Annotated in this window: 20 protein-coding genes and 1 rRNA gene; 9 read left to right on the forward strand and 12 right to left on the reverse strand. The window is 58.3% G+C overall.

The genetic code is table 11. The features are described from left to right. Positions 1-155 precede the first annotated feature (155 nt). From HNQ64_RS22220 to HNQ64_RS22235, 4 genes are all read left to right on the forward strand, one after another. Complete coding sequence (locus HNQ64_RS22220; RefSeq protein WP_184212846.1) at positions 156-1370, forward strand: phosphoglycerate kinase; 1215 nt, start codon at positions 156-158, stop codon at positions 1368-1370. 134 nt (positions 1371-1504) lie between these two features. Then, entirely contained in the window at positions 1505-2296 is a 792-nt protein-coding gene (gene tpiA, locus HNQ64_RS22225; RefSeq protein ID WP_184212847.1) for a triose-phosphate isomerase, read from the forward strand. A 97-nt stretch (positions 2297-2393) separates the two neighbouring features. Further along, positions 2394-3422 carry an exo-alpha-sialidase gene (locus tag HNQ64_RS22230; protein WP_184212848.1) on the forward strand — a complete coding sequence of 343 codons (1029 nt, stop codon included), beginning with the start codon at positions 2394-2396 and terminating at the stop codon, positions 3420-3422. Further along, on the forward strand, positions 3422-3895 hold the full coding sequence (locus HNQ64_RS22235; RefSeq protein ID WP_184212849.1) for a dihydrofolate reductase: 474 nt from the start codon (positions 3422-3424) through the stop codon (positions 3893-3895). Before HNQ64_RS22230 ends, HNQ64_RS22235 begins: the two co-directional genes overlap by 1 nt. Before the next feature lie 334 nt (positions 3896-4229). On the opposite strand, the gene HNQ64_RS22240 is transcribed toward HNQ64_RS22235, so the two are convergent. After that, entirely contained in the window at positions 4230-5171 is a 942-nt protein-coding gene (locus HNQ64_RS22240) for an AEC family transporter (protein ID WP_184212850.1), read from the reverse strand. A 38-nt stretch (positions 5172-5209) separates the two neighbouring features. After that, positions 5210-6781 (reverse strand): methionine--tRNA ligase, encoded by a 1572-nt coding sequence (metG, locus tag HNQ64_RS22245; protein ID WP_184212851.1) that lies wholly within the window; start codon positions 6779-6781, stop codon positions 5210-5212. A gap of 167 nt (positions 6782-6948) precedes the next feature. On the opposite strand from metG, the gene HNQ64_RS22250 reads away from it, so the two are divergent. Then, positions 6949-9678 carry a helicase-related protein gene (locus tag HNQ64_RS22250; RefSeq protein ID WP_184212852.1) on the forward strand — a complete coding sequence of 910 codons (2730 nt, stop codon included), beginning with the start codon at positions 6949-6951 and terminating at the stop codon, positions 9676-9678. 130 nt (positions 9679-9808) lie between these two features. Here the strand turns inward: HNQ64_RS22250 and HNQ64_RS22255 are convergent, their stop codons facing one another. From HNQ64_RS22255 to HNQ64_RS22265, 3 genes are all read right to left on the reverse strand, one after another. Then, complete coding sequence (locus tag HNQ64_RS22255) at positions 9809-11074, reverse strand: hypothetical protein (RefSeq protein ID WP_184212853.1); 1266 nt, start codon at positions 11072-11074, stop codon at positions 9809-9811. Positions 11075-11185: 111 nt separating this feature from the next. Then, a complete protein-coding gene (locus HNQ64_RS22260; RefSeq protein WP_184212854.1) occupies positions 11186-12337 on the reverse strand; it encodes an iron-containing alcohol dehydrogenase in 1152 nt (383 codons plus the stop codon). 73 nt (positions 12338-12410) lie between these two features. Then, positions 12411-13970, reverse strand: a complete 1560-nt coding sequence (locus tag HNQ64_RS22265; RefSeq protein WP_184212855.1) for a hypothetical protein — start codon at positions 13968-13970, stop codon at positions 12411-12413. Positions 13971-14169: 199 nt separating this feature from the next. On the opposite strand from HNQ64_RS22265, the gene glmS reads away from it, so the two are divergent. Next, positions 14170-16023, forward strand: coding sequence for a glutamine--fructose-6-phosphate transaminase (isomerizing) (glmS, locus tag HNQ64_RS22270; RefSeq protein ID WP_184212856.1), 1854 nt, complete (start codon positions 14170-14172; stop codon positions 16021-16023). A 185-nt stretch (positions 16024-16208) separates the two neighbouring features. Here glmS and rplS read toward each other — a convergent pair whose 3' ends face one another. Beyond that, a complete protein-coding gene (gene rplS, locus HNQ64_RS22275; RefSeq protein ID WP_184212857.1) occupies positions 16209-16571 on the reverse strand; it encodes a 50S ribosomal protein L19 in 363 nt (120 codons plus the stop codon). Positions 16572-16720: 149 nt separating this feature from the next. Here rplS and HNQ64_RS22280 point away from each other — a divergent pair, with 149 nt between their 5' ends. Both HNQ64_RS22280 and HNQ64_RS22285 read left to right on the forward strand, forming a co-directional pair. Next, on the forward strand, positions 16721-17464 hold the full coding sequence (locus HNQ64_RS22280; RefSeq protein WP_184212858.1) for a type III pantothenate kinase: 744 nt from the start codon (positions 16721-16723) through the stop codon (positions 17462-17464). Continuing rightward, positions 17457-18398, forward strand: a complete 942-nt coding sequence (locus HNQ64_RS22285) for an ROK family protein (RefSeq protein WP_184212859.1) — start codon at positions 17457-17459, stop codon at positions 18396-18398. Before HNQ64_RS22280 ends, HNQ64_RS22285 begins: the two co-directional genes overlap by 8 nt. Before the next feature lie 70 nt (positions 18399-18468). On the opposite strand, the gene HNQ64_RS22290 is transcribed toward HNQ64_RS22285, so the two are convergent. Together HNQ64_RS22290 and HNQ64_RS22295 are read right to left on the reverse strand one after the other, a co-directional pair. Further along, on the reverse strand, positions 18469-19101 hold the full coding sequence (locus HNQ64_RS22290) for a lysophospholipid acyltransferase family protein (RefSeq protein WP_184212860.1): 633 nt from the start codon (positions 19099-19101) through the stop codon (positions 18469-18471). A 42-nt stretch (positions 19102-19143) separates the two neighbouring features. Next, positions 19144-19878, reverse strand: a complete 735-nt coding sequence (locus tag HNQ64_RS22295) for an alpha/beta fold hydrolase (protein WP_184212861.1) — start codon at positions 19876-19878, stop codon at positions 19144-19146. Between the two features lie 134 nt (positions 19879-20012). On the opposite strand from HNQ64_RS22295, the gene HNQ64_RS22300 reads away from it, so the two are divergent. Beyond that, positions 20013-20555 (forward strand): hypothetical protein, encoded by a 543-nt coding sequence (locus tag HNQ64_RS22300; protein WP_184212862.1) that lies wholly within the window; start codon positions 20013-20015, stop codon positions 20553-20555. A gap of 321 nt (positions 20556-20876) precedes the next feature. Here HNQ64_RS22300 and HNQ64_RS22305 read toward each other — a convergent pair whose 3' ends face one another. The 4 genes from HNQ64_RS22305 to rrf form a co-directional block, all read right to left on the reverse strand. Then, complete coding sequence (locus HNQ64_RS22305) at positions 20877-22217, reverse strand: sulfate adenylyltransferase subunit 1 (protein ID WP_184212863.1); 1341 nt, start codon at positions 22215-22217, stop codon at positions 20877-20879. Between the two features lie 48 nt (positions 22218-22265). Continuing rightward, the gene (cysD, locus tag HNQ64_RS22310) at positions 22266-23174 is read right to left on the reverse strand and encodes a sulfate adenylyltransferase subunit CysD (RefSeq protein WP_184212864.1); all 909 of its coding nucleotides are present in this window, start codon (positions 23172-23174) and stop codon (positions 22266-22268) included. A 25-nt stretch (positions 23175-23199) separates the two neighbouring features. Continuing rightward, positions 23200-23856 carry a phosphoadenosine phosphosulfate reductase domain-containing protein gene (locus HNQ64_RS22315; protein ID WP_184212865.1) on the reverse strand — a complete coding sequence of 219 codons (657 nt, stop codon included), beginning with the start codon at positions 23854-23856 and terminating at the stop codon, positions 23200-23202. A gap of 93 nt (positions 23857-23949) precedes the next feature. Next, positions 23950-24039: ribosomal RNA gene (rrf, locus tag HNQ64_RS22320) — 5S ribosomal RNA — on the reverse strand; the annotation flags it as partial.

Genomic DNA, 24039 nt, shown 5'->3' on the forward strand with positions numbered 1-24039 from the left:
TGATTCATGGGTCTCAACGCTGAATAAATAGGGTTTCCACCCAAGAAGAAAGACTCTGGCTCGCCTCCTGCTGAATTTTTCACAGGCGCGCCGCACGCTCTGTGCTAGACATCTCCCCCGCCGTCCCCGGCGGACTTCATTTACCCTCCAGAATCATGCCCAAAAAGACCATCCGCGACATCGAACTGAGCAACAAACGCGTCCTCGTCCGTGTGGACTTCAACGTGCCTCTCGACGAAAAAGACGGCGCGATGGTGATCACGGATGCCACCCGCATCCAGGAAACCCTGCCGACACTGAAGTTCCTCATCGAAAAAGGTGCCAAAGTCATCCTTTGCAGCCACCTGGGCCGCCCGAAAGGCCAGCGTGATCCGAAGCAGTCCCTGGCCCCTGTGGCCCCGGCCCTGAGCGAACTGCTGGGTACGAAAGTCGAGTTTTCCGACGAAACCATCGGCGAAGCTGCCAAGGCCAAAGCCCTGGCGCTCCCAGCCGGCGGCGTGCTGCTGCTGGAAAACACCCGCTTCCACGCGGGTGAAGAAAAGAACGATGCCGAGCGCGCCAAGGGCCTCGCTGATCTGGCAGAAATCTTCGTCAATGACGCCTTTGGTTCTGCTCACCGCGCCCACAGCTCCACCGCTGGCGTGGCCGATTACCTCCCAGCCGTCTCCGGTTTGCTCATGGAAAAGGAGCTGACCTACCTGCATGACGAGCTGGAAAATCCTGAGCGTCCCTTCGTGGTCATCCTTGGCGGAGCCAAGGTGAATGACAAGATCGAGGTCATCAATCGCCTCCTGGAAAAGGCCGATACCATCATCATCGGTGGCGGCATGGCCTACACCTTTCGCAAGATCGTCCAGGGCATCACCATCGGCAAAAGCCTCTACAAACCCGAGTGGGAGCCGATCGCCCAGGCCGCCATTGATAAGGCCAAGGAGCGTGGCGTGAAGCTGCTGATCCCGGTGGACGCAATGATCACCGATGCCTTCGACTTCGATGCCAAAAAACTGGGCACCACCAAATACACCGGCGTGAATGAAAACATCCCCGAAGGCTGGGAGGGTGTGGACATCGGTCCTGAGTCCGTGAAGCTTTTCTCCGAAGAAATCGCCAAGGCGAAGACCGTCATCTGGAACGGCCCCATGGGCGTGTTCGAAATCAAGGAGTCCTCCAAAGGCAGCTTCGACGTGGCAGCCGCCATCGCCGAAAACACCAGCGCCAAGACCATCATCGGTGGTGGTGACAGCGTGAAGGCCGTGAAGAAGGCCAAACTGGCCGACAAAATGACCTTCATCTCCACCGGTGGCGGTGCCTCCCTGGAACTCCTCGAAGGCAAAATCCTCCCCGGCGTGGCCTGCCTCCAGGAAAAATAAGACTCCCGGTTTGCTGTTGTTCGCAGTGGCTGGCGATTGTTGGCGATGGTTTGCCTGAACTGAAATCGCCCGCACTACTGCCCCAAAACAATAGCAAACAACTGCCAACAATAGCAAACAACTGCCACCTCCCTATGATTTACTTCCGCAAGCCCATCATCGCTGCCAACTGGAAGATGCACATGACGCCCCAGGAGACGGACGATTTCCTCCGTTCCTTCTCCCGTCTGGTGCCTGAAAAGTGCCCCGTGCAGATCGTCGTCGCCCCGCCTTTCGTCAGCCTGGCCAAGGCGCAGGACGTGCTCATGAATGCCCGCGAAGAAGTCGTGGAATTGGCTGCCCAGAACATGAGTCAACACGCCGGCGGCGCCTACACCGGTGAGATCAATGCACGCATGGTCAAGGAGTGCGGTTGCCGCCACGTCATCCTCGGCCACAGTGAGCGCCGCAGCATCTTTGGTGAAACCAACGCCACCATCAATGCCAAGGTCCTCGCCGCTCTGGAAGCCCGCCTGCACCCCATCCTTTGCATCGGTGAAACCCTGGAAGAACGCGACGGCGGCCTCATCGAGAAAGTCCTCGAAAGCCAGCTTCGCGAATCCCTGGCCGAAGTCGGTGCCCGCCGTGTGCTGGACTGCGTCATCGCTTATGAGCCCGTCTGGGCCATCGGCACGGGCCGCACCGCCAGCCCTCAGCAGGCCCAGGATGCCCACGCCTTCACCCGCAGCGTCCTCACCGACATGTTTGGCGAAGACACCGCCCAGAAACTGCGCATCCAGTACGGCGGCAGTGTGAAGCCTAACAACATGGCCGAGCTGATCAGCCAGAAAGACGTGGACGGTGCCCTCGTCGGCGGTGCCAGCCTGGAAAGCGGTAGCTTCTGGGAAATCTGCCGGGCAGCGATTGACTGGGCCAACGCTCAGTAAGTCCCCGAATCTCCTTCCAAAGGCGGCATCGTTCTCCACGATGCCGCCTTTTTCATTTGCCCGAAGGACTGGCGGGCGGTTACACGTAAAGACGATCATGAAGTTCGTCCTCGCTCCCTTGCTCTCTCTTGTCCTCGCCCTTGGTGCTGCCGCACAGGCTCCCGAGGCAGAAATCCTTTCGGTGCAGAAGGTCTGGGACAAAGCCCCCCACCAAGCCTTCACGGACCTCATCCGCTTCAAGAACCTGTTCTTCTGCTGCTTCCGCGAGGGAGATGGCCATGTCGGCGGGGATGGCGTCATCCGCATCATCATCTCCGCCACCGGTGAAAACTGGGTGGACTACGCCACCATCGCCGAAAAAGGCGTGGACCTGCGCGATCCGAAGCTGGAAATCACCCCCGATGGCAAGCGGCTGTACCTGCTCTGCGGCGGCTCCATCTATGAAGGCAGCGAGCTGAAAGGTCGCCGCCCACGCTACTCGACCTCCATTGATGGCAAGGTGTGGACACCCCCGCAAAAGCTCCTGGCCGAGGGCGACTGGCTGTGGCGCAGCACGGTGAATCCCACCGACAAAAAATTCTACGGCGTGGCCTACAACTGCTACCCGACCACCGGCGGCCCCAAATTTGAGCCCGAGTGGTCACTGAAATCTTACACCAGCAACGACGGCAGCGTGTGGCAGCTTTCCTCTCTCATGCAGGTGCCCGGCCAGCCGAATGAAGCCACCATGCGATTTCTGAAAGACGGCAGCGCCGTGGCCCTGGTGCGCCGTGAATCGGGCGACCGCAAAGGCGCTATCGGCGTCGCGACCGCACCCTATCGCGAATGGAAGTGGACTCAGCTCCCGGTGCCTCTCGGTGGCCCGAATTTCATCGAGCTCCCCGATGGCAGCCTCATCGCAGGCTCACGTGGCTTTGGCAAAACCCCCGGCCCCCACATGGTGCTCTATAAAATGACCCCCACCAGCCTCGCTCCCCTGCTGGAACTGCCCAGCGGCGGCGATTGCAGCTACCCCGGCCTAGCCTGGCATGAAGGGCACCTTTACGTCAGCTACTATTCCAGCCACGAAGGCAAGACCAGCATCTACGTAGCCAAGGTGAAACTGCCAGGAGTGAAAGCCCCGTGATGCCCTGCCCCCGCCTCATCGCCATCGTCGCCATGGCCAGCAACCGCGTCATTGGTCGCGCCGGCACCCTGCCCTGGCATTTCCCCGAGGACCTGAAGTTCTTCAAACGCACCACCCTGGGCCATCCCATCCTCATGGGCCGGACCACCTATGAATCCATCGGCCGCCCCCTGCCGGGCCGTCAAAACATCGTCCTCAGCCGCACGATGGAACCCCGCGAAGGCCTGACTGTCATCCGCGATGTGGCCGAACTGCCCGGCGTCTGCCCGGAGGCAAAAACCCTCTTCGTCATTGGCGGAGCCCAAGTCTATGCCGAGCTCCTGCCCCAGTGCGATGGCCTCTACTTGACCCTCGTTAAAGAAGCCCACGAAGGCGATACCTTCCTGCCGCCCTTTGAGCACCTGTTTGACCTCAAAGAAGTCCTCGAAGAAACCGACGCCCTCGAGTTTCGCTACTATGAGGCAAAGCGGTAGGACCGCTTCCCAAAAAGTACTCCCGAGCTTTAGCTCGCCTGATCCTGCTGCTGCGACACCTTCCGACCTAAAGCTCGGGAGTACTTTGCAGGCAAAGATCCTCATCGGTGGCTAACACGAACCCCGATTGGATCTCGACAAACCATCGTCCGCAGTGCTGGAATGGGCTCACCCCCCCGGTGATGAATCCAGAAACCCACACGCCTAGACAAGGTTCTCATCGGTCTTCCAATTCGAAAGTCCAAGAGGTTCAAGACGTGATGGCGTCCCGCCATCATCCCTGGGACCGGAGTTACTTGCAGCGCCTGATGCGTTGTTTCTCGCCATATCCCGCTCACAATTCCAGCATCTTCAAAGCCCAGGCGATGAGCACAGGAGCCGTGGCTAGGCTGACCACCGTGGTGGCGAGCACGCACTGCACAGCGGTGGGCGCATGGCCGCCGTAGTGACGCGCGATCATGATGCTAAACACGGCACTGGGCATGGCCCCCTGGACGATGAGGATGCGTTTGAGCTGAAGCTCCAACGGCAGATAAATGGCCGCCGCCAGGAAGGCCAGCGGGATGATGGCCAGCCGCAGAACGGGGGCCATGACGGCGATGGACCAACGCATACGCTCCTGCCCCCAGATGTCCGCAATGGAGGCCCCAATGATCATGACCGCCAGTGGCACAGCACAAGCCCCCATCATGCCAAGGGTGAGATGCACCACCTCCGGAATGTAACCATGCAGGCCACTGAAGTTCAGCAGTAACGCGAGCAAAATGGTGATGACGGGCGGGTTCAGCGCCAGTTTCCACGGGGCCTTATCCAGGCCGGTGAGCAGGCCAACACAGGCGGTCCAGCAGGCCAGTTCCACGCCTAACGTGAAGGTAAACATAACGCCCAGTGTGCCCTTTTCTGGAAACAGGGCGGTGACGATGGGGATGGCCACGAAACCGTAGTTCTGCAGGCCGCAGGACACCGCAAAGGTACGACGGCCCTCATGCAGCTTCAAGCCGATGAGCGGGGCGACAAAATAAGAAATCGCGAGGCCTAGTACGACGAGGCCAAAACCCAGGCTGGCGGCCACGATGACGGGCCCGGGTTTCATCACCGCCTCGTTCCCCACCACCCGCTCCAGGATGAGGCAGGGCGTGAGGATGGTGATGGCTAGCCGCATCAGCCCGGCATCCGCCTCCTGGGGCAGGATGCGCAGCTTTCTCGCCGCCGCGCCTGTGACCATCGTGAGGTACACGGGCAGGACGACGGTGAGGATGCTGGCAAAGTCGAGCATGTGGAGGGGAGGCGCGGAGGTGCCCTGCGGCATCGGATTTACTCAGCCGCAGGGGTCTCTAGGCGAGGGAAGAGCGGCACAGGCGTGCCGAGCTGGTGACCGTCCTTGAGCATGCCCCACTTCAGGTCGCTGAACAGGAAACCTTCTGGCATCTGCCAGCCGATCTGCGCCCGGGCAGCGGCCATGGCATCGGGCATGATGGGGTTCAGCAGCACGCTCACGTGCACCCAAGCCTCAGCCAGGTGATAAAGCACGCTGTCGAGGCGGGCGGCATTCGCTGGATCTTTGGCCAGGGAGAAGGGCTTGGTGCTGTCCACATACGCATTCGCGGCGGAGACGATCTTCCACGCGGCGGCAATGCCGTCGTCCATGGCCCAGCCTTCCATCTGCTTGACGTATTCAGGCGTGGCCTGCTCCACCACCTGACGCAACGCGGCATTTTCCGCATCGTCGTAGCTACCTGGGGAGAGCACGCCGTTGCGGTACTTCTGCGCCATGTTGATGCTGCGGTTCAGCAGGTTGCCCAGGCCGCCGGCGAGCTCCTTGTTATAGGACATGATGATGCGCTCATCGCTGAAGTCGCTGTCATAACCGGTGGAGATGTCGCGCATCAAATAGTAGCGCAGACCATCCGGCGTGAAGGTACCTGCGAGCACATTCGGATCAATCACATTGCCCAGGCTCTTGCTCATCTTGGAGCCCTTCACATTCCACCAGCCGTGGACGATGAGGCGTGGGATCTGCTCATCGCTGAAACCGAGAGCGTGCAGCATGATGGGCCAGTAAACAGCGTGCGCCGGAACGAGGATGTCCTTGCCGATGACGTGGGCTTCCGAAGGCCACAGTGTGCTGAAATTTGGCAGCCCAGGGTTGCCACACTCATCCGCCATGTAACCGGCAAAGCTGATGTAATTGGTCAGAGCATCAAACCAGACGAAGTTCACAAAGTTGGGGTCAAACGGCAGGGGAATTCCCCAGGTCAGGCGCTCAATCGGGCGGCTGATGCAGAGATCCTGGGGCGTGCCTTCCAAAGCATTAAGGACATCGTTCGCACGATGCGCCGGGAAGATGAAATCTGGGTGGCTCTTGATGTAGCCTTTCAGCCACTCCACGTGATCGCTCAGGCGGAAGTACCAGTTCTCTTCTTCCAGCTCCTGCACCTCCCCCCACTCTTCGCCGAATTTGCCATCGGGGCCGCGTTCTTTGTCCGTCAGGAACTGCTCCTGACGCAGGCTGTAAAAGCCGGTATAACTTTGTTTGTAGAGCTGGCCCTCATCGTGCAGCTTTTGCAGCATGGCCTGCACCACACGCTTGTGGACGGGGTCCGTCGTGGCGGCCCAGCCGTCATAACGCACGTTCAGTTTGTCCCAAAGGGCCGTGAAATGCTGAGTGACTCCATCCACGAAATCCTGAGGGGAAAGTCCGGCTTTTTCGGCGCTCTTTTGCACCTTCTGGCCGTGCTGATCCACGCCTGTGAGGAAATACACCTCGCGCCCATTTTGCCGCTGAAAGCGGGCCATCACATCCGCCAGCACCTTTTCATAAGCATGGCCGATGTGCGGCGGTGCGTTCGTGTAGTCAATGGCGGTGGTGATGTAGTAGGGCTTCACGGTCGGAAAAAAGAGAATCTCAGTGTTAAGCCCAGACACCTCTGAGGGCAAGCGAGGGTGTGAGGCCAGAACCGATCTTCCTGTCACACGCAGTTCGCGTGAAATCGTAAACCCCTTGCACTCCGCCGCACAGCCCCTACCATCGCGGCCCCCTTTTTCTTTATTCAATGGAACAACCTCTCCCTGGACAACGCTGGGTCAGCGATAGCGAACCTGAACTCGGACTCGGTGTGGTGATGAAGGCCGAATTCGGCCGGGTGGAGATCTTTTTCCCGGCTGCAGGCGGGCATCGCCAGTACGCCATCAAGACCGCCCCTCTCCGCCGTGTTCACTTCATGGCTGGCGACACCATCAAAACCCACGACGGCAAAACGCTGGAAGTGGAGTCCGTGGAAGACCGCAAAGGCATGCTCTTTTACATCGGCACGGACCGTGAAGTGAGCGAGGCCGAACTGTCCGACACCATCAGCTTCAGCAAGCCTGAGGATCGTCTCATGGCTGGGCAGATTGATGAGCTGCGGAATTTTGACCTGCGCATTGAGGCCCTGAAACGCCGTGCGGCCATGCGCCAATCCACCGTGCGCGGTTTCTGCGGGGGCCGTGTGGACCTGCTGCCGCACCAGATGTACATCGCCAATGAAGTGGCCAGCCGTTTGGTGCCACGCGTGCTGCTGGCGGATGAAGTGGGCCTGGGCAAGACCATCGAGGCCAGCCTCATTCTGCATCGCCTGCATCTCACGGGTCGGGCCGAGCGCATCCTCATCCTGGTGCCGGAGCCGCTGGTACATCAATGGTTCGTCGAGCTCTACCGCCGCTTCCACCTGACCTTCTCCATTTACGACGAAGACCGCTGCGACGTGCTGGAGACCGAGGAAGAGGGCGTCAATCCCTTCCTGGAAAGCCAACTCATTCTTTGCAGCACCAGCTTTCTGGCGAATTCCGCAAGCCGCGCCGCTCAGGCCGCAGAGGCGGGCTGGGACCTCCTGGTGGTGGATGAAGCGCATCACCTGGAATGGAGCGCGCAAGCGGTCAGCCCTTCCTACTCGCTGGTGGAAAATCTCACCTCGAAGATCCCGGGGCTCCTGCTTCTTACCGCGACCCCACAACAGCTCGGGCCTGAGGGGCACTTCGCCCGTCTGCGTTTGCTCGACTCGAATCGCTACGCGGACCTGGAGCAATTCCTAGCCGAATCTGGTCACTATGAAGAAGTGGCTAAGGCCATGGATCGTCTGGCCTCGGGCAAGAACCTCACGGCAGCGGATGAAAAACTCTTTGTTAGGAAGTCACCACACCTGAAGGAGCAACTCACCGCCCTGAAAAAAGGCGCTGAAGATGCGCGTGAAAAACTGATCTCTTCCCTGCTGGATGAATTCGGCACGGGCCGCGTCATGTTCCGCAACACCCGCGCTGCCCTCACGGGTTTCCCAGAGCGAGAGGCCAAACTGGTGCCGCTGACCGGTGGGGACGAGCCTTTAGAGGCCAAAGTCAAGTGGCTGGCCAAGCTGCTGAAGGAACTGGGCGAAGAAAAAGTCCTGCTGATCTGCCGCACGCGCAAGCTGGCCGAGCAGGTGCATGAGAAGCTGCTGCATGAGATCAACGTTAATGCCGCCCTCTTCCATGAAGGTCTTACGCTGATGCAGCGCGACCGCCAGGCTGCCTACTTTGCCGAAGAAGATGGGGCCCGCATCCTGCTGTGTTCCGAGATCGGCAGTGAGGGGCGCAACTTCCAGTTCGCGCATCACCTCGTGCTCTTTGACCTGCCGGAAGATCCGGAGCTTTTGGAGCAGCGCATCGGTCGTCTTGACCGCATCGGCCAGACGACGACCATTCACATCCACGTGCCTTACATCAAGGCCAGTGGCGAGGAGGTGCTGGCCCGTTGGTACCACGAGGGCCTGAACGCCTTTGAGAAAAACCTGCATGGCGCGACGGAGATCGTCGAGTCCCTGCGCGAAGAATTGGCCCCGCTACTGGCCTCCATGAAGGCGGCTCCGCTGAAAGCCTTCATCAAAAAATCTCAAGAACAGCGCAAGCTGGTGACGGCCAAACTCGAAAAGGGTCACGACCGTCTGCTGGAGCTGAACTCCTGCAAACCGGAGCGCGCCGAAGCCGTCATCGAAGCCATCCGCGCTCAAGATGCCGACACTGAATTCGAAGAATTTTTCATCCGTCTCGTGGACCACTTTGGCCTGCATGTGGAGGAGCATGGCAACCGCAGCTACGTGCTGATGCCCGCCCACCTCACCACGGATAAATTCCCCGCTCTGCCAGACGAAGGTCTGCTGGCCAGCTTTGAACGCACCCGCGCCCTGTCGCGTGAAAACATGGCCTTCCTCACCCAGGATCACCCGATGGTCCGTGGTGCGTTGGATCTTTTGTTAGGCAGCGAAAGCGGCAACAGCAGCTTCGGCCTCTGGCGCAGCGCTGGCAGCGAAGGCCTGATTTTAGAGACGCATTTCGTCGTCGAATGCATCGCCCCCACCGCCCTGCATGTGGACCGTTTCCTGGCCGCCGTGCCCATCCGCATCGTGGTGGATCACACCAACAAAGACCGGGGTGACGACGCGGGCTACATGCACGCGAAGATCGAAAAAGGCAGCCCGACACGCCTGCTGGAAAACGCCGGCATCAAACGCAAAATCTTCCCCGCCATGCTGGGCAAGTCCCGCAAGCTGGCCGAGGCCGAAATGGCCAAGCTGATTGCCGAGGCGACCGAGACGATGAAGGCCCAGCTCCAGGCGGAAGTGGATCGCCTGGAAGACCTGCGCCAGATTAATGACCACGTGCGCCCTGAGGAAATCGAAGCCGCCAAGACCCAGATGACCGCCCTGGAGGAGGCCATCGCCTCCGCCCGCCCCCGTCTGGATTCGTTGAGGCTGGTGCTGCAGAGCACGTGAGGATGAAAAAGTACTCCCGAGCTTTAGCTCGCAACAGCACCGCAACTCCCTTCCTGGTCATGTTGTCTATCTAACTCTCTGCGAGCTAAAGCTCGGGAGTACTTTCTTGGGCCGCTCGCAGTGGCAGGTATCACTTCCTGAGCGTCTCTGCCAGGATCGTGCGGATGTGCTTCCGTTCGGATTCACCCAGGTAGTCGTAGCGCCCGCTGGTGTCTTCGCCTTTTAAGATCGCCTCCAGCCGGGTCAGCACGGCCTGTTTTAAATGGGGCTGCATCTGGGTGAAGGTGCGGCTGTGGATCATGTAGCTGCAGCGGTATTTGAACAGACGATTGAGAAGCTGGAAGTCCTTCAAACTGCGGCCATCGGCGCTGCGTGGGGTCTCTTGAGCAAAGGCGGCCTGGAAGGCTTCGTCACCTTCGATGCCACCTTCAGGCAGTTCGGCCTCGTCTTTAAAAAGCAGGGCATCCAGCACATCCTCCGCACTGTGGCCGATGATGCGTTGCGCCGTGCCGACCGGCTGCGGCTGAACGGGCTCGCCTAACTCCTTTTGCAAGGAGTGCTGCATGTGCAGGGCGCGGAGGACCGTGTGGTGGGCCTTGGTCAGCACGTTTTGCGTGGAGGTCTGGTGTTCCAAAACCATGAGGGCGACGATGTCGCTACTGGCGCGAGGGTAAGGGCGCGTATCGAAAAAGTTGGTTAGACTGGCGATGTTGGCCCCCTGCTCCTGGGGCATGTCGCAGGTATTGTCCGCATTTTCAGTGGCGATGACATTGCCGCGATGAAGGGCGCTGCCATGCTGGCCCGTGACGTACCAGCCGCCCCAGCGGTTGCTGAAAGGCGTGGTACTATCCACCACGGTGCTGCCCTGGCTGAGGATGGGGTGGCCGCTGGCACTCGGGAAAACGGAGCGCACCAGAACCCCTGGCACCCCAGGTGTGAAGGGGCCCCCGTGGCAGCTCAGGCAGCTTTGGTCGCGGTGAAATGGCAGCGGCTTTTCCGGGTCTGTCTCAGGCTCCAGCAGATAAAAAATGGGGCCGAGGTGAGGGTCCACCGCTGCCACCTCGATAGAGCCGCCGAGGGTGTAGCCCACGTAAGCCTCTTCACCGAAATAGATGACGCGGGGGGTCTGCGGCGTGATGCGGTCGTTCTGCTTGCTGGTCTTGGAGAACACCAGCACCTGGGATTCTTCGGGGATGTGAAACTGCTTCAGCAGATCCCGCAGCAGCGTCCAGGCATCCGTTCGGTTCACTTGGGCTGTACCAGTCTGCATGCGGCGCAGGAGATCCTGCACCACGTCCTTCGGCTGGGTGGCGGAGTAGCGAATGGGCGGCAATTCATACTCCTCCTCCGCCACGGCCAGAAGCGGCAGCAAGGTGAGGAGCAAGGGAAGACGCATGATGGAGAGCGGACTGCCTTTAAATAGTCTTTTAAAATACTTATTAAACCAACGCTCCCGCGTCGTGGCTTCTTCATCCTGAATTGTCTGCACCTGCGCCCGCGTTGCTCGTCACAAGGCAGCACGGAGAATTTCAAGAAGCTCATCGTGCGTCAGCGGCACAGGATTACCCTTCATGCTGCTGGCCTTGGCGGCCTGCGTGGCGATCTCCTCCAGATGGTTTTCAGTGATGCCATGACTGCCCAAAGTGGGGATGCCGAGACGCTGAGAGAGGTCCTGCAAAAAGTCTGTCGCCTGATCGGGCGTAGCGGCTTCATCGTTCAACAGCAGGCGGGCGACGGTTTCAAACCGGGTACGTGCAGCCGGGTGCGCACCGTTTTGGATGACCGCCCAATTCGCTGCCCAAACTGGTGGTAGGAGGGCTGCACAGACCGCCCCGTGGGCTGCCTTGAAACTGCCGCCGATGGGCGCGGCAAAGCCATGCACGGCGCCCAATCCCGCATTGGCCAAGGCCATACCACTGTAAACGGCGGCCAGCGCCAGGTCCTCCCGCGCTTCCAGATTGTGGCCAGCGGTCACGGCTTTTTCCAGGGAGCGCACCGCCCGGCGGATGCCATCCACACAGAGGGCATCCGTCAGCGGCTGGGCCTTGCAGGAGACATAGGCCTCCAGGCACTGGGTCAGGGCATCCATACCGCTGGCGGCTGTGACATCCGGCGGGCAATCGCGGGCCAGTTCAGGGTCCACCAGGGCCAAAGTGGGCAGCATGGAGACATGGCGCAGGCTGGCCTTCACCCCATGCTCCGCACTGACGAGAACCGCGTTGCGGGTGACCTCGGCCCCCGTGCCGGCGGTGGTCGGTACGGCGATGAAGGGAAGGGGTTTTGCCTCTAGGGGCAGGCCTTTGCCCACCAGCTCCAGGTAATGCAGCAAATCGTGCGGCTGCCGGGCCAGGGCCGCAATTGCCTTGCCTGCATCCACCGCGCTGCCACCGCCCAGACCGATGATCACCTCGGCACCGCAACTCAGGGCACTGGCAGCTCCCCGGCGTGCATCGTCCACCGTCGGCTCCGTGGCGATGGGGAAAACGGTGACCAGTAGCCCCGCTGCCTCCAGTTGCCTGAGCAGCGGCAGGTGGCGCTGCGGATCGCGCCCCGTGACCACGAGGACTTTTTTACCGAAAGCGAGTGTCTGAGCGGGCAGTTGCGCAGCCGTCCCCCGGCCAAAAAGGATCCGCGTGGCGGTGGCGAATTCGAAGGTCATGCCAAATCTTTGCACGCGACGGCAGTCCGGAGCAAGGAAACGCTCCAGACGGCCGCCGAAGGATCAAGAAGGCTTAAGGCGAAAGGATAGTGGCACTGCCTCCACGTTCGGGCCTCAGATTATATCCGTAAAAGCCAGCCGTGACACCAGGCGTGCCTGTGGGGAGGAGAATGGCCCGGAGGGGTGAACTCTTCGTCTGGCCCGTGTAGGTGGCGCCCCCCGTGACGATGCCCGTTTTGGCATCGAGTTTGAGAGTCACCGCATTCGGATTGTTCACGGCAAATTGGAAGGTGTTCGTGGTGCTGAGGGTGAATGCTTGACTGATACTGACCAGCCCGGTCGAGTCCGCCGCAAAAGTAGCGGATCCGCCATTGGCATTGAAGACGGTATCCACCCGGGTATTGGCAGCCGGAGGTGTATAGTTTTTACCCGCCAAAGCAAGGGTTTGGCTTTCGAGGCCCAGAGGCAAAAAGATCGCTTTTGCAGGCGGGCGGAACCAGCCCAGCGAACCCGTCACCTGCGTATCGGCCGCGACGACGTTGAGACTGACGGAAGAGGTGACTTGGCCTTTGCCACCGTAGAGCGGTGTATGGTGATGAAGCAGGCCCTTCAATTTGATGTCCAGTAACACGTCGCTTATGGCATCATTGAGCAACGGTGCCGAATAGGTGAAGGGAGTGCCGTCTCCCAGAAAACCAGTTCCTTTGCAGAGTCCCGTGCTACTGATGCTGAGACGGCAGAGGCCAAATCCAGCATCCGTTAAAGTGCTGATGCGATAATTGTAATTCCCTGCACGGGGGCAAGGACTGAGGTTATTGAATTTCGGAGCTTGGTGAGCCGTGACGTTAAGCGTTTTATCTCCCATCACACCAACGACTGCGGCGGCCAGCTTCAGCTGCCCCGTGGCGAGAGTGTCTAAGCTGACCGTGATAAAAACGGGCAGTCTGTCAGGCCGGACAATGACGATTGGGATGGTCTTATCAATCGTGATGGCCGAGACGAAGGAATTGACTTTGTTACCCAGGTAAACCTTGCCACTGACACTGCCTTTGTCAGTCAGGGTGAGGGAGAGCTTGCCATTGTCAGGCAGGAAAGCACCACTGAAGGTGCTGGTAAAACGTAAGGGCGCCTCAAAGACGGTGGAAGCATGCTGGAGCAATGGCCGCATAATGATCTGCAGATTGCCCGTTCCGCTGAAGCCATCGAGAGCAATGGCATACTTCACGCCCTTGACCACCGGAATGCGAATTTTGGCAAGTGAGCCGCCACCAGAGTTGTCATCGGCTTTATCGAGCAAGGTCAGCTTATTGACAGCCGTCCCTTTATACACTGCGATAACCGTGTCCGTAGTGCTGCCGGCCGTATCCAACTCCACGTAGCCGCTGAACGTCGGTGTGGTTTGGTACCAGATGGAACGGAGTGTTGTGCGCCCAAACCGCGAGTGATTGGGCTCATCGGTCTCCTGGGTGGCTTCGGCATTGTTGACGATAACCGCGGTATCCAAAGCCAACACAGTCGCATTGGCGAAGTTGTCATTCGCAGGTGGAGCTGCCTGGAGAGATGCGGCCAAGCCTAAAAAAAGGCTACTTGTGACCAAGGCAGCCCGAGCAAGAAGTGTAGATGGTGATTTCATGCGAAAATTTCTTTCCATGAGTGTTTACCTCTTTTTGAGAAGAATTGTGTCAGCCAAACTGCTAAAATTATCGTTTATAGTAAACAAAATTTTCCAGTTTCCTGAACGAATCCCCGTAAAGTTTAGCCCTTTCACTGGCGGGCTGGCATTCTAGCAGCTAGAATGAAGGCCCCGCTGCACGGCGGGTAAAACGAACACTATGTGCGGAATTGTTGGCTACATCGGCAAGCGGCAGGCCAGCCCGATCCTTTTGGATGGGCTGCGCAGGCTGGAATATCGCGGCTATGACTCAGCGGGCCTGGCTCTCCTGAATGGCGGTGACACAGTCGAAATCATCAAACGGGCGGGCCGTATTGATAACCTGCGGCAGGCCGTGGCGGAGATCGCCCCGGAAGGCTGCACGGGCATCTCCCACACCCGCTGGGCCACTCACGGTGCCCCTACGGATGAAAATGCCCACCCCCATCGCGACCAAGGCGGCAAGCTGGTGCTCGTCCACAATGGCGTCATTGAGAACTACCAGACACTCCGCGATCAATTGCTCGCGCAAGGTGATACTTTTGAGTCGCAGACCGATACCGAAGTCCTAGCTCACATGGTGGGACGTTACTTCGATGCCAGCGATGAAACCGATGGCCCTACCCGCCTACGCACAGCTCTGAAACAGGCCTTGGCCAAGGTGAAGGGCACCTACGGCATCGCAGCCATGCATGCCGAGGTTCCCGGAGTTATCGTCGGCGCTCGTCTAGGCAGCCCGCTGGTCGTCGGCTTGGGCGATGGGGAACACTACCTCGCCAGCGACGTTTCCGCCATCGTCGCCCACACGCGCGACGTGGTTTATCTGAATGACCACGACATCGTCAGCCTCAGCAGTGACCGCTATGACGTCACCTCCATGGATGGTGGCATTGCTCAGGTGAAAGTCAGCCGTGTGGAATTCACAGCCGATGACGCCGAAAAAGGCGACTTCCCGCATTACATGCTCAAGGAAATCTTCGAGCAGCCAAACTCCCTTCGCAATGCCATGCGCGGCCGCCTTTCCCGCGATGACGGCATGGCCATCCTGGGCGGGCTAAACATGACCCCGCAGGAGCTGCGCGGCATAGACCGCATCATCCTCAGCGGCTGTGGCACGGCCTTCCACGCAGCCATGGTGGGTGAATACGTCATCGAGACCCTGGCCCGTGTGCCTACGGAGGTGGAGATCGCCAGCGAATTCCGCTATCGCAACGTCCCAGCAGACAAGAATACCCTGCAGTTCGTCCTTAGCCAGAGCGGTGAGACCATTGATACCCTGGCCGCCATGCGTGAAGCGCGGCGCAAAGGCATCAAATGCCTGGGCATCGTCAACAGTGTGGGCAGCACCATCGCTCGTGAAAGCGACGGCGGCTGCTACATCCATGCGGGCCCGGAAATCGGCGTGGCAGCGACGAAGACCTTCACCTCCCAGGTGATGATCATGAACCTCCTTGGCATGCTCTTTGGCCGCATCCATCACCTCTCTACCGCCGATGGCATGGAGATGATTGACGAGATGGAAGCCATCCCGGACAAAATCGCCAGCATCCTCAAGCAGACGGATCGCATCAAGGCCATCGCCGAGAAACACGCAAACGCCGAAGGCATGCTCTTCATGGGCCGCCAGGCCAACTATCCCGTGGCTCTCGAAGGCGCGCTGAAGATGAAGGAAATCAGCTACATCTATGCCAGCGGTCACCCCAGTGCCGAGCTAAAGCACGGCGTCATCGCCCTGGTGAAGCCGGACATGCCCTCCATCTTCATCGCACCGGATGATGCCGTGTTCGATAAGAACGTCAGCAACATCGAAGAAGTGCTGGCACGCAAAGGCCCCGTCGTCTGTGTCACCACCGAAGGTCGCACCGAGCTGGAACGCCTCACCGAGGATGTGATCTACGTCCCCGATTGCCCCTCCTACCTCAGCCCCCTCCTCACGGTGATCCCGCTGCAGTTACTCTCCTATTACACCGCCGTCGCCCGCGGCTGCGATGTGGACAAACCGCGCAACCTTGCCAAGAGCGTGACCGTGGAGTAGTCCAAGCCAGCATTCCATCAGACGGCCTCTTCACCGAGGCCGTCTTTTTTGTGTCCCCGCCCCGTCCACCTAGTAGCCAAGACGGCACGCTTGTTTACCTTTCCAGGCATAAAACAAAAACACCCCAGCAGAGTCTGCTGAGGTGTTTGTGAAAAATAGAATGACCTAAAAAGGCCAGAAGCGGATTAAGCTTCGCTGTTGTAAGCCTGCTCCTTGACGGTCATGGCCTGCTTGCCCTTACGGCCACGCAGATAATGAAGACGTGCACGGCGGACTTTGCCAGACTTCACGACTTCGATCTTCGCCACTTTAGGGCTGTGAACTGGGAACACACGCTCCACGCCTTCACCGTAAGAAATCTTGCGGACGGTGAATGCTTCATTCAGGCCTGCGCCTTTGTGGGAGATGATGATGCCCGCGAAGATCTGAATACGCTCCTTGTCACCTTCGATGACTCGGGTGTGGATTTTCACACTGTCACCCACGTGGAAAGACGCGACGTCTTTCTTGAGTTGTTCAGAGTCAATTTTGTCGATGATGTTGCTCATAATGTGCGGGGCGAATGGGATCTCTCAAACCCGTTCCCATGACAGGCGAACGGGACGAGGGGCGGTCATATTGGATGCTTTTACTTTTTTCGCAACCAGTTTTTCCATCTTGCTTGCCCAAAGCTCTCACTAGGGGCATAACCAGCCAGATGATAGCCGACTATCTCCTCATTGATGTGGGCAACGGCCGCACCAAATTGGGCCTCGCCACCCAAGAGGCTCTTTTGGATCGCCGCGACCTGCCAACGAAGGGCATCACCCCTGAACTCGCTCTCGAAAGCGTCGCTGGCTGGCAGTTTCGCCAGGCCATCCTTTGCAGCGTCGTCCCGGCCGCCATCGCCGCCTTTCAGCAGGCCTTCCCCGACCTCCTTGTCCTGCGTCATGATACGCCCATGGGCATCGGCATTCGTTACCCCAAGCCTGAAAGCATCGGCCCAGACCGCCTCGCCAATGCCGTCGCCCTCGCTCATCTCCACGGGGCACCGGGAGTGGTCATTGACTTCGGCACCGCCGTCACCTTTGACATCCTTTCGGCTGATAGGCACTACATCGGCGGCGTCATCGCCCCGGGACTGCGCCTGATGACCGATTATCTCCACGAGCGCACCGCCCTGCTCCCGCAGGTGGAACTGCGCGAACCAGACACCGCCATCGGACAATCCACTGTCGGTGCCATCCAGGCTGGCGCTGCCATCGGCTATCGCGGTATGATCAAAGGCATCCTGGTAGCCCTGAAAAAAGAGCTGCCAGCCGGTCCTCTCCACATCGTCGCCACCGGTGGTGATGCGGGATGGATCATCTCCGGGATGGAGGACGACATCACGGTGGACCCGGATTTGACCTTGCATGGGCTGCGTTTGGTGGGCAATCTCCGCGCCCTCACCCATGTCTGAAAGTTCTATCACCTCGGTCGGCATTGATTTCGGCGGCACCTCGGTCAAACTCGGCGTCTGCCGCGGCGGCGAATTGCTGACCACGGATGCCCCCATCCCCACGGCTAATTTTCCTGGCCCAGCCGCTCTCATTGGCGAAATGGCCAGTCGTGTGGCCAAACTGCGGGAGACTTACCCAGACATTGCGGCCATCGGCGTCGGCGTCCCTGGACTGGTGGATTTCGACCATGGTTTTGTTCATGTTCTGACCAATGTTCCCGGCTGGAAACACGTCCCGCTGAAAGCCATTTTGGGCGAAAAAACCGGTCTCCCCGTGGTGGTGGAAAATGACGCGAACGCTATGGCCTATGCGGAGTTTCGCTACGGCGCTGCTCGCGGCCTGAAAAATGTAGTGGCCCTGACCATGGGCACCGGCATCGGTGGAGGCCTCATCCTCAATGGGCAACTCTATCGCGGCAGCGGCTGCGCAGCCGGCGAGATCGGCCAGATGAGCATCGAATGCGATGGCCGCTCGGGTCACTATGGCAACTTGGGAGCGCTTGAAAAATACACGGGCAACCGCGAGATCGCCGAGCACGCCGTGCAACGTTATGCTGAAGCCCACGTGAAAAAAACCGTGGAAGAATGCACCCCCAAAAACATCGCCGATGCCGCCAAGGCAGGCGATGACATCGCCCGCCAGATCTGGGATGAAATCGCCGACTGGTTAGGCACCTCTCTCTCCAGCATCGCGTGGCTGCTAAACCCAGATGCCTTCGTCATCGGCGGGGGTGTGGCTCAAGCAGGCGATCTGATCTTTGATCCGCTCAAGCGCAAGGTTCAGTCCATGCTCAGCACCGTGGTTTGGGAGCGTTTGCAGATCTTGCCCGCTCGATTCAGCAATGAATCCGGCATCATCGGCAATGCCGCCCTTGCGGCAGATTCCATCGCCTGATTTTCTCAGCGCCTACCATTCGTAAAGCCCCGCCTGTGAGCAGCAGGCGGTAGCCGTTGGCAGCCTTCGGTTAGTCGCGCCCCATGGCCTGCTCCAGCTTTAGCCGCTCGGCTTCAAACTCTTCCTCGGTCATCTTGCGCGGCACCGTCATGGTCGGTTCAAAGATCACGCGCACGGTGGAAAATGGCAGCGGCAGCATGAACTGATCCCAGCTCTTTTTGATCCTCAAAGCGCGGCTGTATTCCACCCGCACGGGAACGATGGTGCCGCCTGTCAATTGCCCCAGTTTGATGATGCCCGGCTGGAGCTGATACATAGGCCCGCGAGGCCCATCTGGAGTGATGCCGATGTCCCTCCCCTCCTTCACTTTCTCCGCCATCATGATCAGAGCACTCAGACCTTTTTGCGGCTTGGAGCTAGAACCGCGCGCGGCCTCAAAACCAAAGGTCGCACACACATCTGCAATGATCTGGCCATCGCCACTGGGGCTGCTCAAAATAGCCCCGGGGATGTGTGCAAACCAAAGCTCATGCACATACGGAATGACAAACATTCGGTTATGCCAAAACGCCCAGATCCATCCCGTGCGCGACGTATTGAATGCGCCCGCCTTATCCACCACCTCAAAGCGCAGCGTCGCACCGATGCCACGCATGAGCAGTGCGATCACCTTGCCGATGTTCTTGATCCGTATCTTGGCCATGAAAGCCACTCATAGAGGGGGCCATGCCAGCGTGCAAGCAGGTCACTTCAACATCGCTTCAAGACCCAAGCGCCAGGCGGGCCAGTCGTGACCTCCAGGCACCTCATGATAGTTTTCACTTGTGAGCAGACTTTGCGCAAAGAACCGATTCGACGTCAGATGACGGTCCCGCAGACCACAGGCCAGTGCCATGGGAATCTTGCGCTGGCCGGTAGGTAGCCAAGCCTTCTGAAAACGAGCCCAGAGCAACCTCATGGAGGAATCCTTATCCACCGCTTCCACCGTCCCTGGTTTCCACGAGGCCAGCCCACCGGCCTGCGCAATCTCCTCCAGCAAAGCAGGCTCTCCTAGATAGGGAGCCAAAAGCAGCACCTCCTGCACAGCCTGAGGATATTTGAGCGCTGCGATCAAAGCTCCCAGTCCCCCCATGGACACACCCACCAGTGTTACCTTCATTCCATCTCTAACAGCAGGAGACAAAATCTCTTCCCAAAGGCAAGCCTCCACCGTGCGGTTCATGTAATAACCCATATGTAAATCCGGCACCACCACGCGTGCGTTAGGCCTGTTTTTCTGCACCAGCGCAACCATTCCCTCACGGTCAAATTCCATCGGCGAACTGTAACGCCCAGGTAGCATCACCACCAACTCTTTGGCCTCCCCGCTCACAGGTTCAAAAACCAGTTTCTTCACGGGCCGAGTCGCCGCAGGCGGCAGGAGACGGCACGAACTTAACGGCAGCAAACACAACAACTGAGCAAAGTGGAAACGCGTCATGAAACAATGCTATGAACTACGCGCACCACCCATCTTGGAGAACCTTTGATTAGGCCAAAACAAAATCCAGCTTGTCATTCACAATCATTTCTGGTGAAATCGTCCTTGGAATTCAACCTTCCATCCCCCCTCCTATGAAAGCATTCCTGCATCGTGTCGGAGTTCGTTTGGCAGTCGTCACCATGATGGCTGCATGTGCTGGGGCCGCAATCGCGGCAGATGATGTAAACCAACTCTTCCAGATGGGCCGTTCCGCCTATTACAAAGGAGACATCGAAACTGCCTACCAACTGCTCGCGCAGGTGGAAGCCCGGAATCCCAAGCACTTCGAAACAAAAGCTCTACTGGCCCAAATTCGTTCTCAAAGGAAAGCTGGAATCGTCTCCGTAAAGAAGAGCTACGAAGGGGTTTTGCTCGCTAAAATCGAGTTCTCCGAAGTGACTCTGGAAGAAGCTGTCGAAGGCCTGCGCGCCCTCTCCAAAACCGCCACCGATGGCAAAGTCATCCCTAACATCATCATCAAGGATCCCACCTTAGCCAGCAAAACGCTGTCGCTCAACTTGCGCAATCTTCCCCTCACCGATGCCATTCAATACCTGGCAGATCTCGTGGGCGCTAAGACGGTTTACGATAAACACGCCGTCATGTTTACCAGCGCCGCCACCGTCGAAAATTAGCCGAACAAAACGGACATCGTTCGCTCCCCCCCCTCATTTGTAGGACGGGTGTGTCCGGCGGTAAGTCATCCCGGAAGCTCTAGCACCCTACCGCCGGATTACCCGTCTTTCTGGGAAGCCTCGCCTCCTCACCCAGCTACCAATTCAAGGAAAAACACCGAGTCTAACAAAAAGAAGGATACGAACAAAGGCTCTTGCCTCAGTCGCTTCACCTCATCAACCACACCCGACTCGCCACGGAAGTCCGACCCAATCATTCCTCCAAAAAAGGCGCGGGAAATTCCCGCGCCTCTTTAAATATCATTGTCGAAAGAGCTCTCTTTAGATCGCTACTTCTGCATCTTCATCCTGAGCATCCACCACAGGACGCAGGATCATCCCGGCGGCCACGGTGTTGTTCGTCTGCTCATCCACCAGCACAAAGCTACCCGTCGTTCGGTTCTTGGTGTAGGAATCAAAGAAGATCGGCGCAGATACACGCAAGCGGATGGAGCCGATGTCATTGAGACCGAACTCCTTGCTCTCCTGAGATTTCTCCAGCGTGCTGATGTTCACTTTGTAAAGCACATCCGTCACCACCGCACGGACCTCATTGGTCGTGTGGCGGAGGTGAAAGCGGCCACGTGGCTTCAGGGTCTTTTTGTCAGCAAACCAGCAGATCATCGCGTCGAACTCTTGGTTAGTCTCGACCGGCTCACTGGCCTTCACGATCATGCCGCCGCGGCTCGTATCAATTTCATCGGCCAGCGTCAGGCTGTAGCTGAGCTGAGGAATCGCTTCTTCCTGTGGGCCTTCAAAGGTATGGATACCGGTGATGGTGGACTTCATCGCGGACGGGTACGCGATGACTTCATCACCCACGCGGAAGGTGCCGCTAGCCATACGGCCGGCGAAACCACGATAGTCATGAAGGTTTCCCAAGCGAGCATCGGCCGCATCCGAGATGGGACGAATCACCCACTGGACAGGGAAACGAGCCGCATCTGCAGCCGTTTCGGCATGCACCTGCACGGTCTCTAAATGCTCCAGCAAGCTCGGGCCCGTATACCAAGGGGTATTGACGGAACGCTCCACCACATTGTCACCATTCAAGGCGCTCATCGGGATGGGGCAGATCTTCGGCAAGTTTTCCAAACCGCCGGCGAAGGCCATGTAGTCGCTGACAATCTTGTTATAAACCGCCTGATCAAAGTCCACCAAGTCCATCTTGTTCACCGCCAACACCACATGCCCAATCCGCAGCAAGCTAGCGAGGTAGGTGTGGCGCATGGTCTGCTCGATGACACCCAAACGAGCATCAATGAGGATGATCGCAAGGTCAGCCGTGGAAGCCCCGGTGACCATGTTGCGCGTGTATTGGATGTGACCCGGAGTATCCGCGATGATGAACTTGCGCTTCGGCGTGGCGAAGTAGCGGTAAGCCACATCAATGGTGATGCCTTGCTCACGCTCCGCGCGGAGGCCATCGGTCAAAAGCGCCAGGTTTACATGGCCATCACCACGGCGCTTGGAAGATTCCTCCACCGCGAGCAGTTGGTCCTCAAAAATGGATTTAGAATCGTAAAGAAGACGGCCGATAAGTGTGCTTTTGCCATCATCCACCGAACCAGCGGTGGTGAAACGAAGAAGAGAAGATTCAGTGGGATTGACGAGAACGTCCATGGAGTCAGAAAGGGATGAAATTTGGTGGCAGAGGGCTCTCGTGATGAATCAAAAGTAACCTTCTTTTTTGCGGTCTTCCATGGCGGTCTCAGAACGCTTGTCATCGGCACGCGTGCCACGTTCGGTTTGGCGAGCTGCGGCAACTTCAGCGACGATGTCATCAATCGTGCTGGCTGTGCTTTCCACGGCGCCCGTGCAAGTCGCATCCCCCACCGTGCGGAAGCGGATGACCATTTCTTTCACGCGAGGTTTTTCTTCGTCCAGGAGTGGGATGAAGCCTGTTTCCGTGTCCAGAAGCTGGCCGTGGCGCTCAATGATCTTGCGCTTGTGGCTGAAGTAGAGGCTTGGCAGCGGGATGTTTTCTTGGCGGATGTACTGCCAGATGTCCATCTCGGTCCAGTTGCTGAGCGGGAAGACGCGGAAGTGCTCGCCGAAATGCTTCCGTCCATTAAAAATGTTCCAAAGCTCTGGACGCTGGTTTTTAGGATCCCACTGGCCGAATTCATCGCGATGACTGAAGAAGCGCTCTTTCGCACGAGCTTTCTCTTCATCACGGCGACCGCCACCCAAGCAGGCATCAAACTGGTTTTCCTCAATGGTGTCCAGGAGAGTGACCGTCTGCAGTTTGTTACGGCTGGCATTGATGCCCTTTTCTTCCTGGGAACGCCCTTCATCAATGCTCTTCTGCACGCTGCCCACCACGAGCTTAGCACCGATTTCTTCGACGAACCAATCCCGGTAAGTCATGGCTTCAGGGAAATTATGCCCCGTATCCACATGCAGTAGAGAAAACGGCAATTTGGAAGGATAGAAGGCTTTGCGAGCCAACCAAGCCATCACAATCGAGTCTTTCCCGCCTGAGAAAAGCAGGGCAGGTTTCTGGAACTGGGCAGCGGTTTCACGAAGGATGTAGATCGCTTCGCTTTCTAAGAACTGAAGATGTGTGATAGAGGACATTCGCTCGGGAGAATCGGGATGAAAATTACTGTTTATCGGTGACCAATTTGGCGTGCAGACCGCACTCATGCTTCTCGTCGCCCTTGGCAGGATCGTAATAGGTGCGCTCGTTGGGTAGATCGTGCTCGGCGAGGTAGGCATCCATCTCCACCGGCGTCCATTCCAGGATTGGGTTGATCTTGAGACACTGAAACTTTGCATCCCACATCACCGGATGGAGCGTGGCCGCGCGTTGCGGATTTTGCTCTTTACGAAGTGCGGTGATCCAGACCTTCGGTGCCAGCTCGCGCATGCCACGCTCAAAAGGCTCCAATTTCATGATGCGACTGAAGGATTCCACACGTTCCACTTCATCCGGCATCGGTACTTGGCCTCCGTTGAGTGCGAGCCAATGAGCAGCTGTCATCTTAGGCAGGTAAGGCAGCAGGTTGAGGCTCAGTTTTTCACGCGTCTTTTCTGCAAAAACATAGGTTTCAGGGAGATTCGTGCCGTGATCAATCCACAACGCTGGAATACCCGGCTGGACCTGAGTCGCCAGATGCAAAATGACCGCCTCGTAGGGACGGAAGTTTGTCGTCACAAGGGCGGATTCGGGAGCTTGATCGATGGCCCAACGAATGATTTCCAGAGGGCTGGCACTCTGGAGCCGTTGATTGATGGATTGAAGTTCTTCAGGCAACATGATGAAATCCCGATAAAGTATATCTATTGAGTCTGCAATTAAAGAATAGCAAAAAAAACCCCTCCTGATCATTGCTGAAGAGGAGGGGTTATAAACTGGCGGCGACCTACTTTCGCAGGGCCTATCGCCCAACTATCATCGGCGCAACAGCGTTTCACTTCCGTGTTCGGAATGGGAACGGGT

Source organism: Prosthecobacter dejongeii (genome assembly GCF_014203045.1).
Classification (GTDB): domain Bacteria; phylum Verrucomicrobiota; class Verrucomicrobiia; order Verrucomicrobiales; family Verrucomicrobiaceae; genus Prosthecobacter; species Prosthecobacter dejongeii.

What these genes read in the sequence shown, in the direction of transcription:
- HNQ64_RS22220 (WP_184212846.1), top strand. Translation starts at nt 156, where the DNA reads ATGCCCAAAAAGACCATCCGCGACATCGAACTGAGCAACAAACGCGTC.
- tpiA (WP_184212847.1), top strand. Translation starts at nt 1,505, where the DNA reads ATGATTTACTTCCGCAAGCCCATCATCGCTGCCAACTGGAAGATGCAC.
- HNQ64_RS22230 (WP_184212848.1), top strand. Translation starts at nt 2,394, where the DNA reads ATGAAGTTCGTCCTCGCTCCCTTGCTCTCTCTTGTCCTCGCCCTTGGT.
- HNQ64_RS22235 (WP_184212849.1), top strand. Translation starts at nt 3,422, where the DNA reads ATGCCCTGCCCCCGCCTCATCGCCATCGTCGCCATGGCCAGCAACCGC.
- HNQ64_RS22240 (WP_184212850.1), bottom strand. Translation starts at nt 5,171, where the DNA reads ATGCTCGACTTTGCCAGCATCCTCACCGTCGTCCTGCCCGTGTACCTC.
- HNQ64_RS22250 (WP_184212852.1), top strand. Translation starts at nt 6,949, where the DNA reads ATGGAACAACCTCTCCCTGGACAACGCTGGGTCAGCGATAGCGAACCT.
- HNQ64_RS22255 (WP_184212853.1), bottom strand. Translation starts at nt 11,074, where the DNA reads ATGCGTCTTCCCTTGCTCCTCACCTTGCTGCCGCTTCTGGCCGTGGCG.
- HNQ64_RS22260 (WP_184212854.1), bottom strand. Translation starts at nt 12,337, where the DNA reads ATGACCTTCGAATTCGCCACCGCCACGCGGATCCTTTTTGGCCGGGGG.
- HNQ64_RS22265 (WP_184212855.1), bottom strand. Translation starts at nt 13,970, where the DNA reads ATGAAATCACCATCTACACTTCTTGCTCGGGCTGCCTTGGTCACAAGT.
- glmS (WP_184212856.1), top strand. Translation starts at nt 14,170, where the DNA reads ATGTGCGGAATTGTTGGCTACATCGGCAAGCGGCAGGCCAGCCCGATC.
- rplS (WP_184212857.1), bottom strand. Translation starts at nt 16,571, where the DNA reads ATGAGCAACATCATCGACAAAATTGACTCTGAACAACTCAAGAAAGAC.
- HNQ64_RS22280 (WP_184212858.1), top strand. Translation starts at nt 16,721, where the DNA reads ATGATAGCCGACTATCTCCTCATTGATGTGGGCAACGGCCGCACCAAA.
- HNQ64_RS22285 (WP_184212859.1), top strand. Translation starts at nt 17,457, where the DNA reads ATGTCTGAAAGTTCTATCACCTCGGTCGGCATTGATTTCGGCGGCACC.
- HNQ64_RS22290 (WP_184212860.1), bottom strand. Translation starts at nt 19,101, where the DNA reads ATGGCCAAGATACGGATCAAGAACATCGGCAAGGTGATCGCACTGCTC.
- HNQ64_RS22295 (WP_184212861.1), bottom strand. Translation starts at nt 19,878, where the DNA reads ATGACGCGTTTCCACTTTGCTCAGTTGTTGTGTTTGCTGCCGTTAAGT.
- HNQ64_RS22300 (WP_184212862.1), top strand. Translation starts at nt 20,013, where the DNA reads ATGAAAGCATTCCTGCATCGTGTCGGAGTTCGTTTGGCAGTCGTCACC.
- HNQ64_RS22305 (WP_184212863.1), bottom strand. Translation starts at nt 22,217, where the DNA reads ATGGACGTTCTCGTCAATCCCACTGAATCTTCTCTTCTTCGTTTCACC.
- cysD (WP_184212864.1), bottom strand. Translation starts at nt 23,174, where the DNA reads ATGTCCTCTATCACACATCTTCAGTTCTTAGAAAGCGAAGCGATCTAC.
- HNQ64_RS22315 (WP_184212865.1), bottom strand. Translation starts at nt 23,856, where the DNA reads ATGTTGCCTGAAGAACTTCAATCCATCAATCAACGGCTCCAGAGTGCC.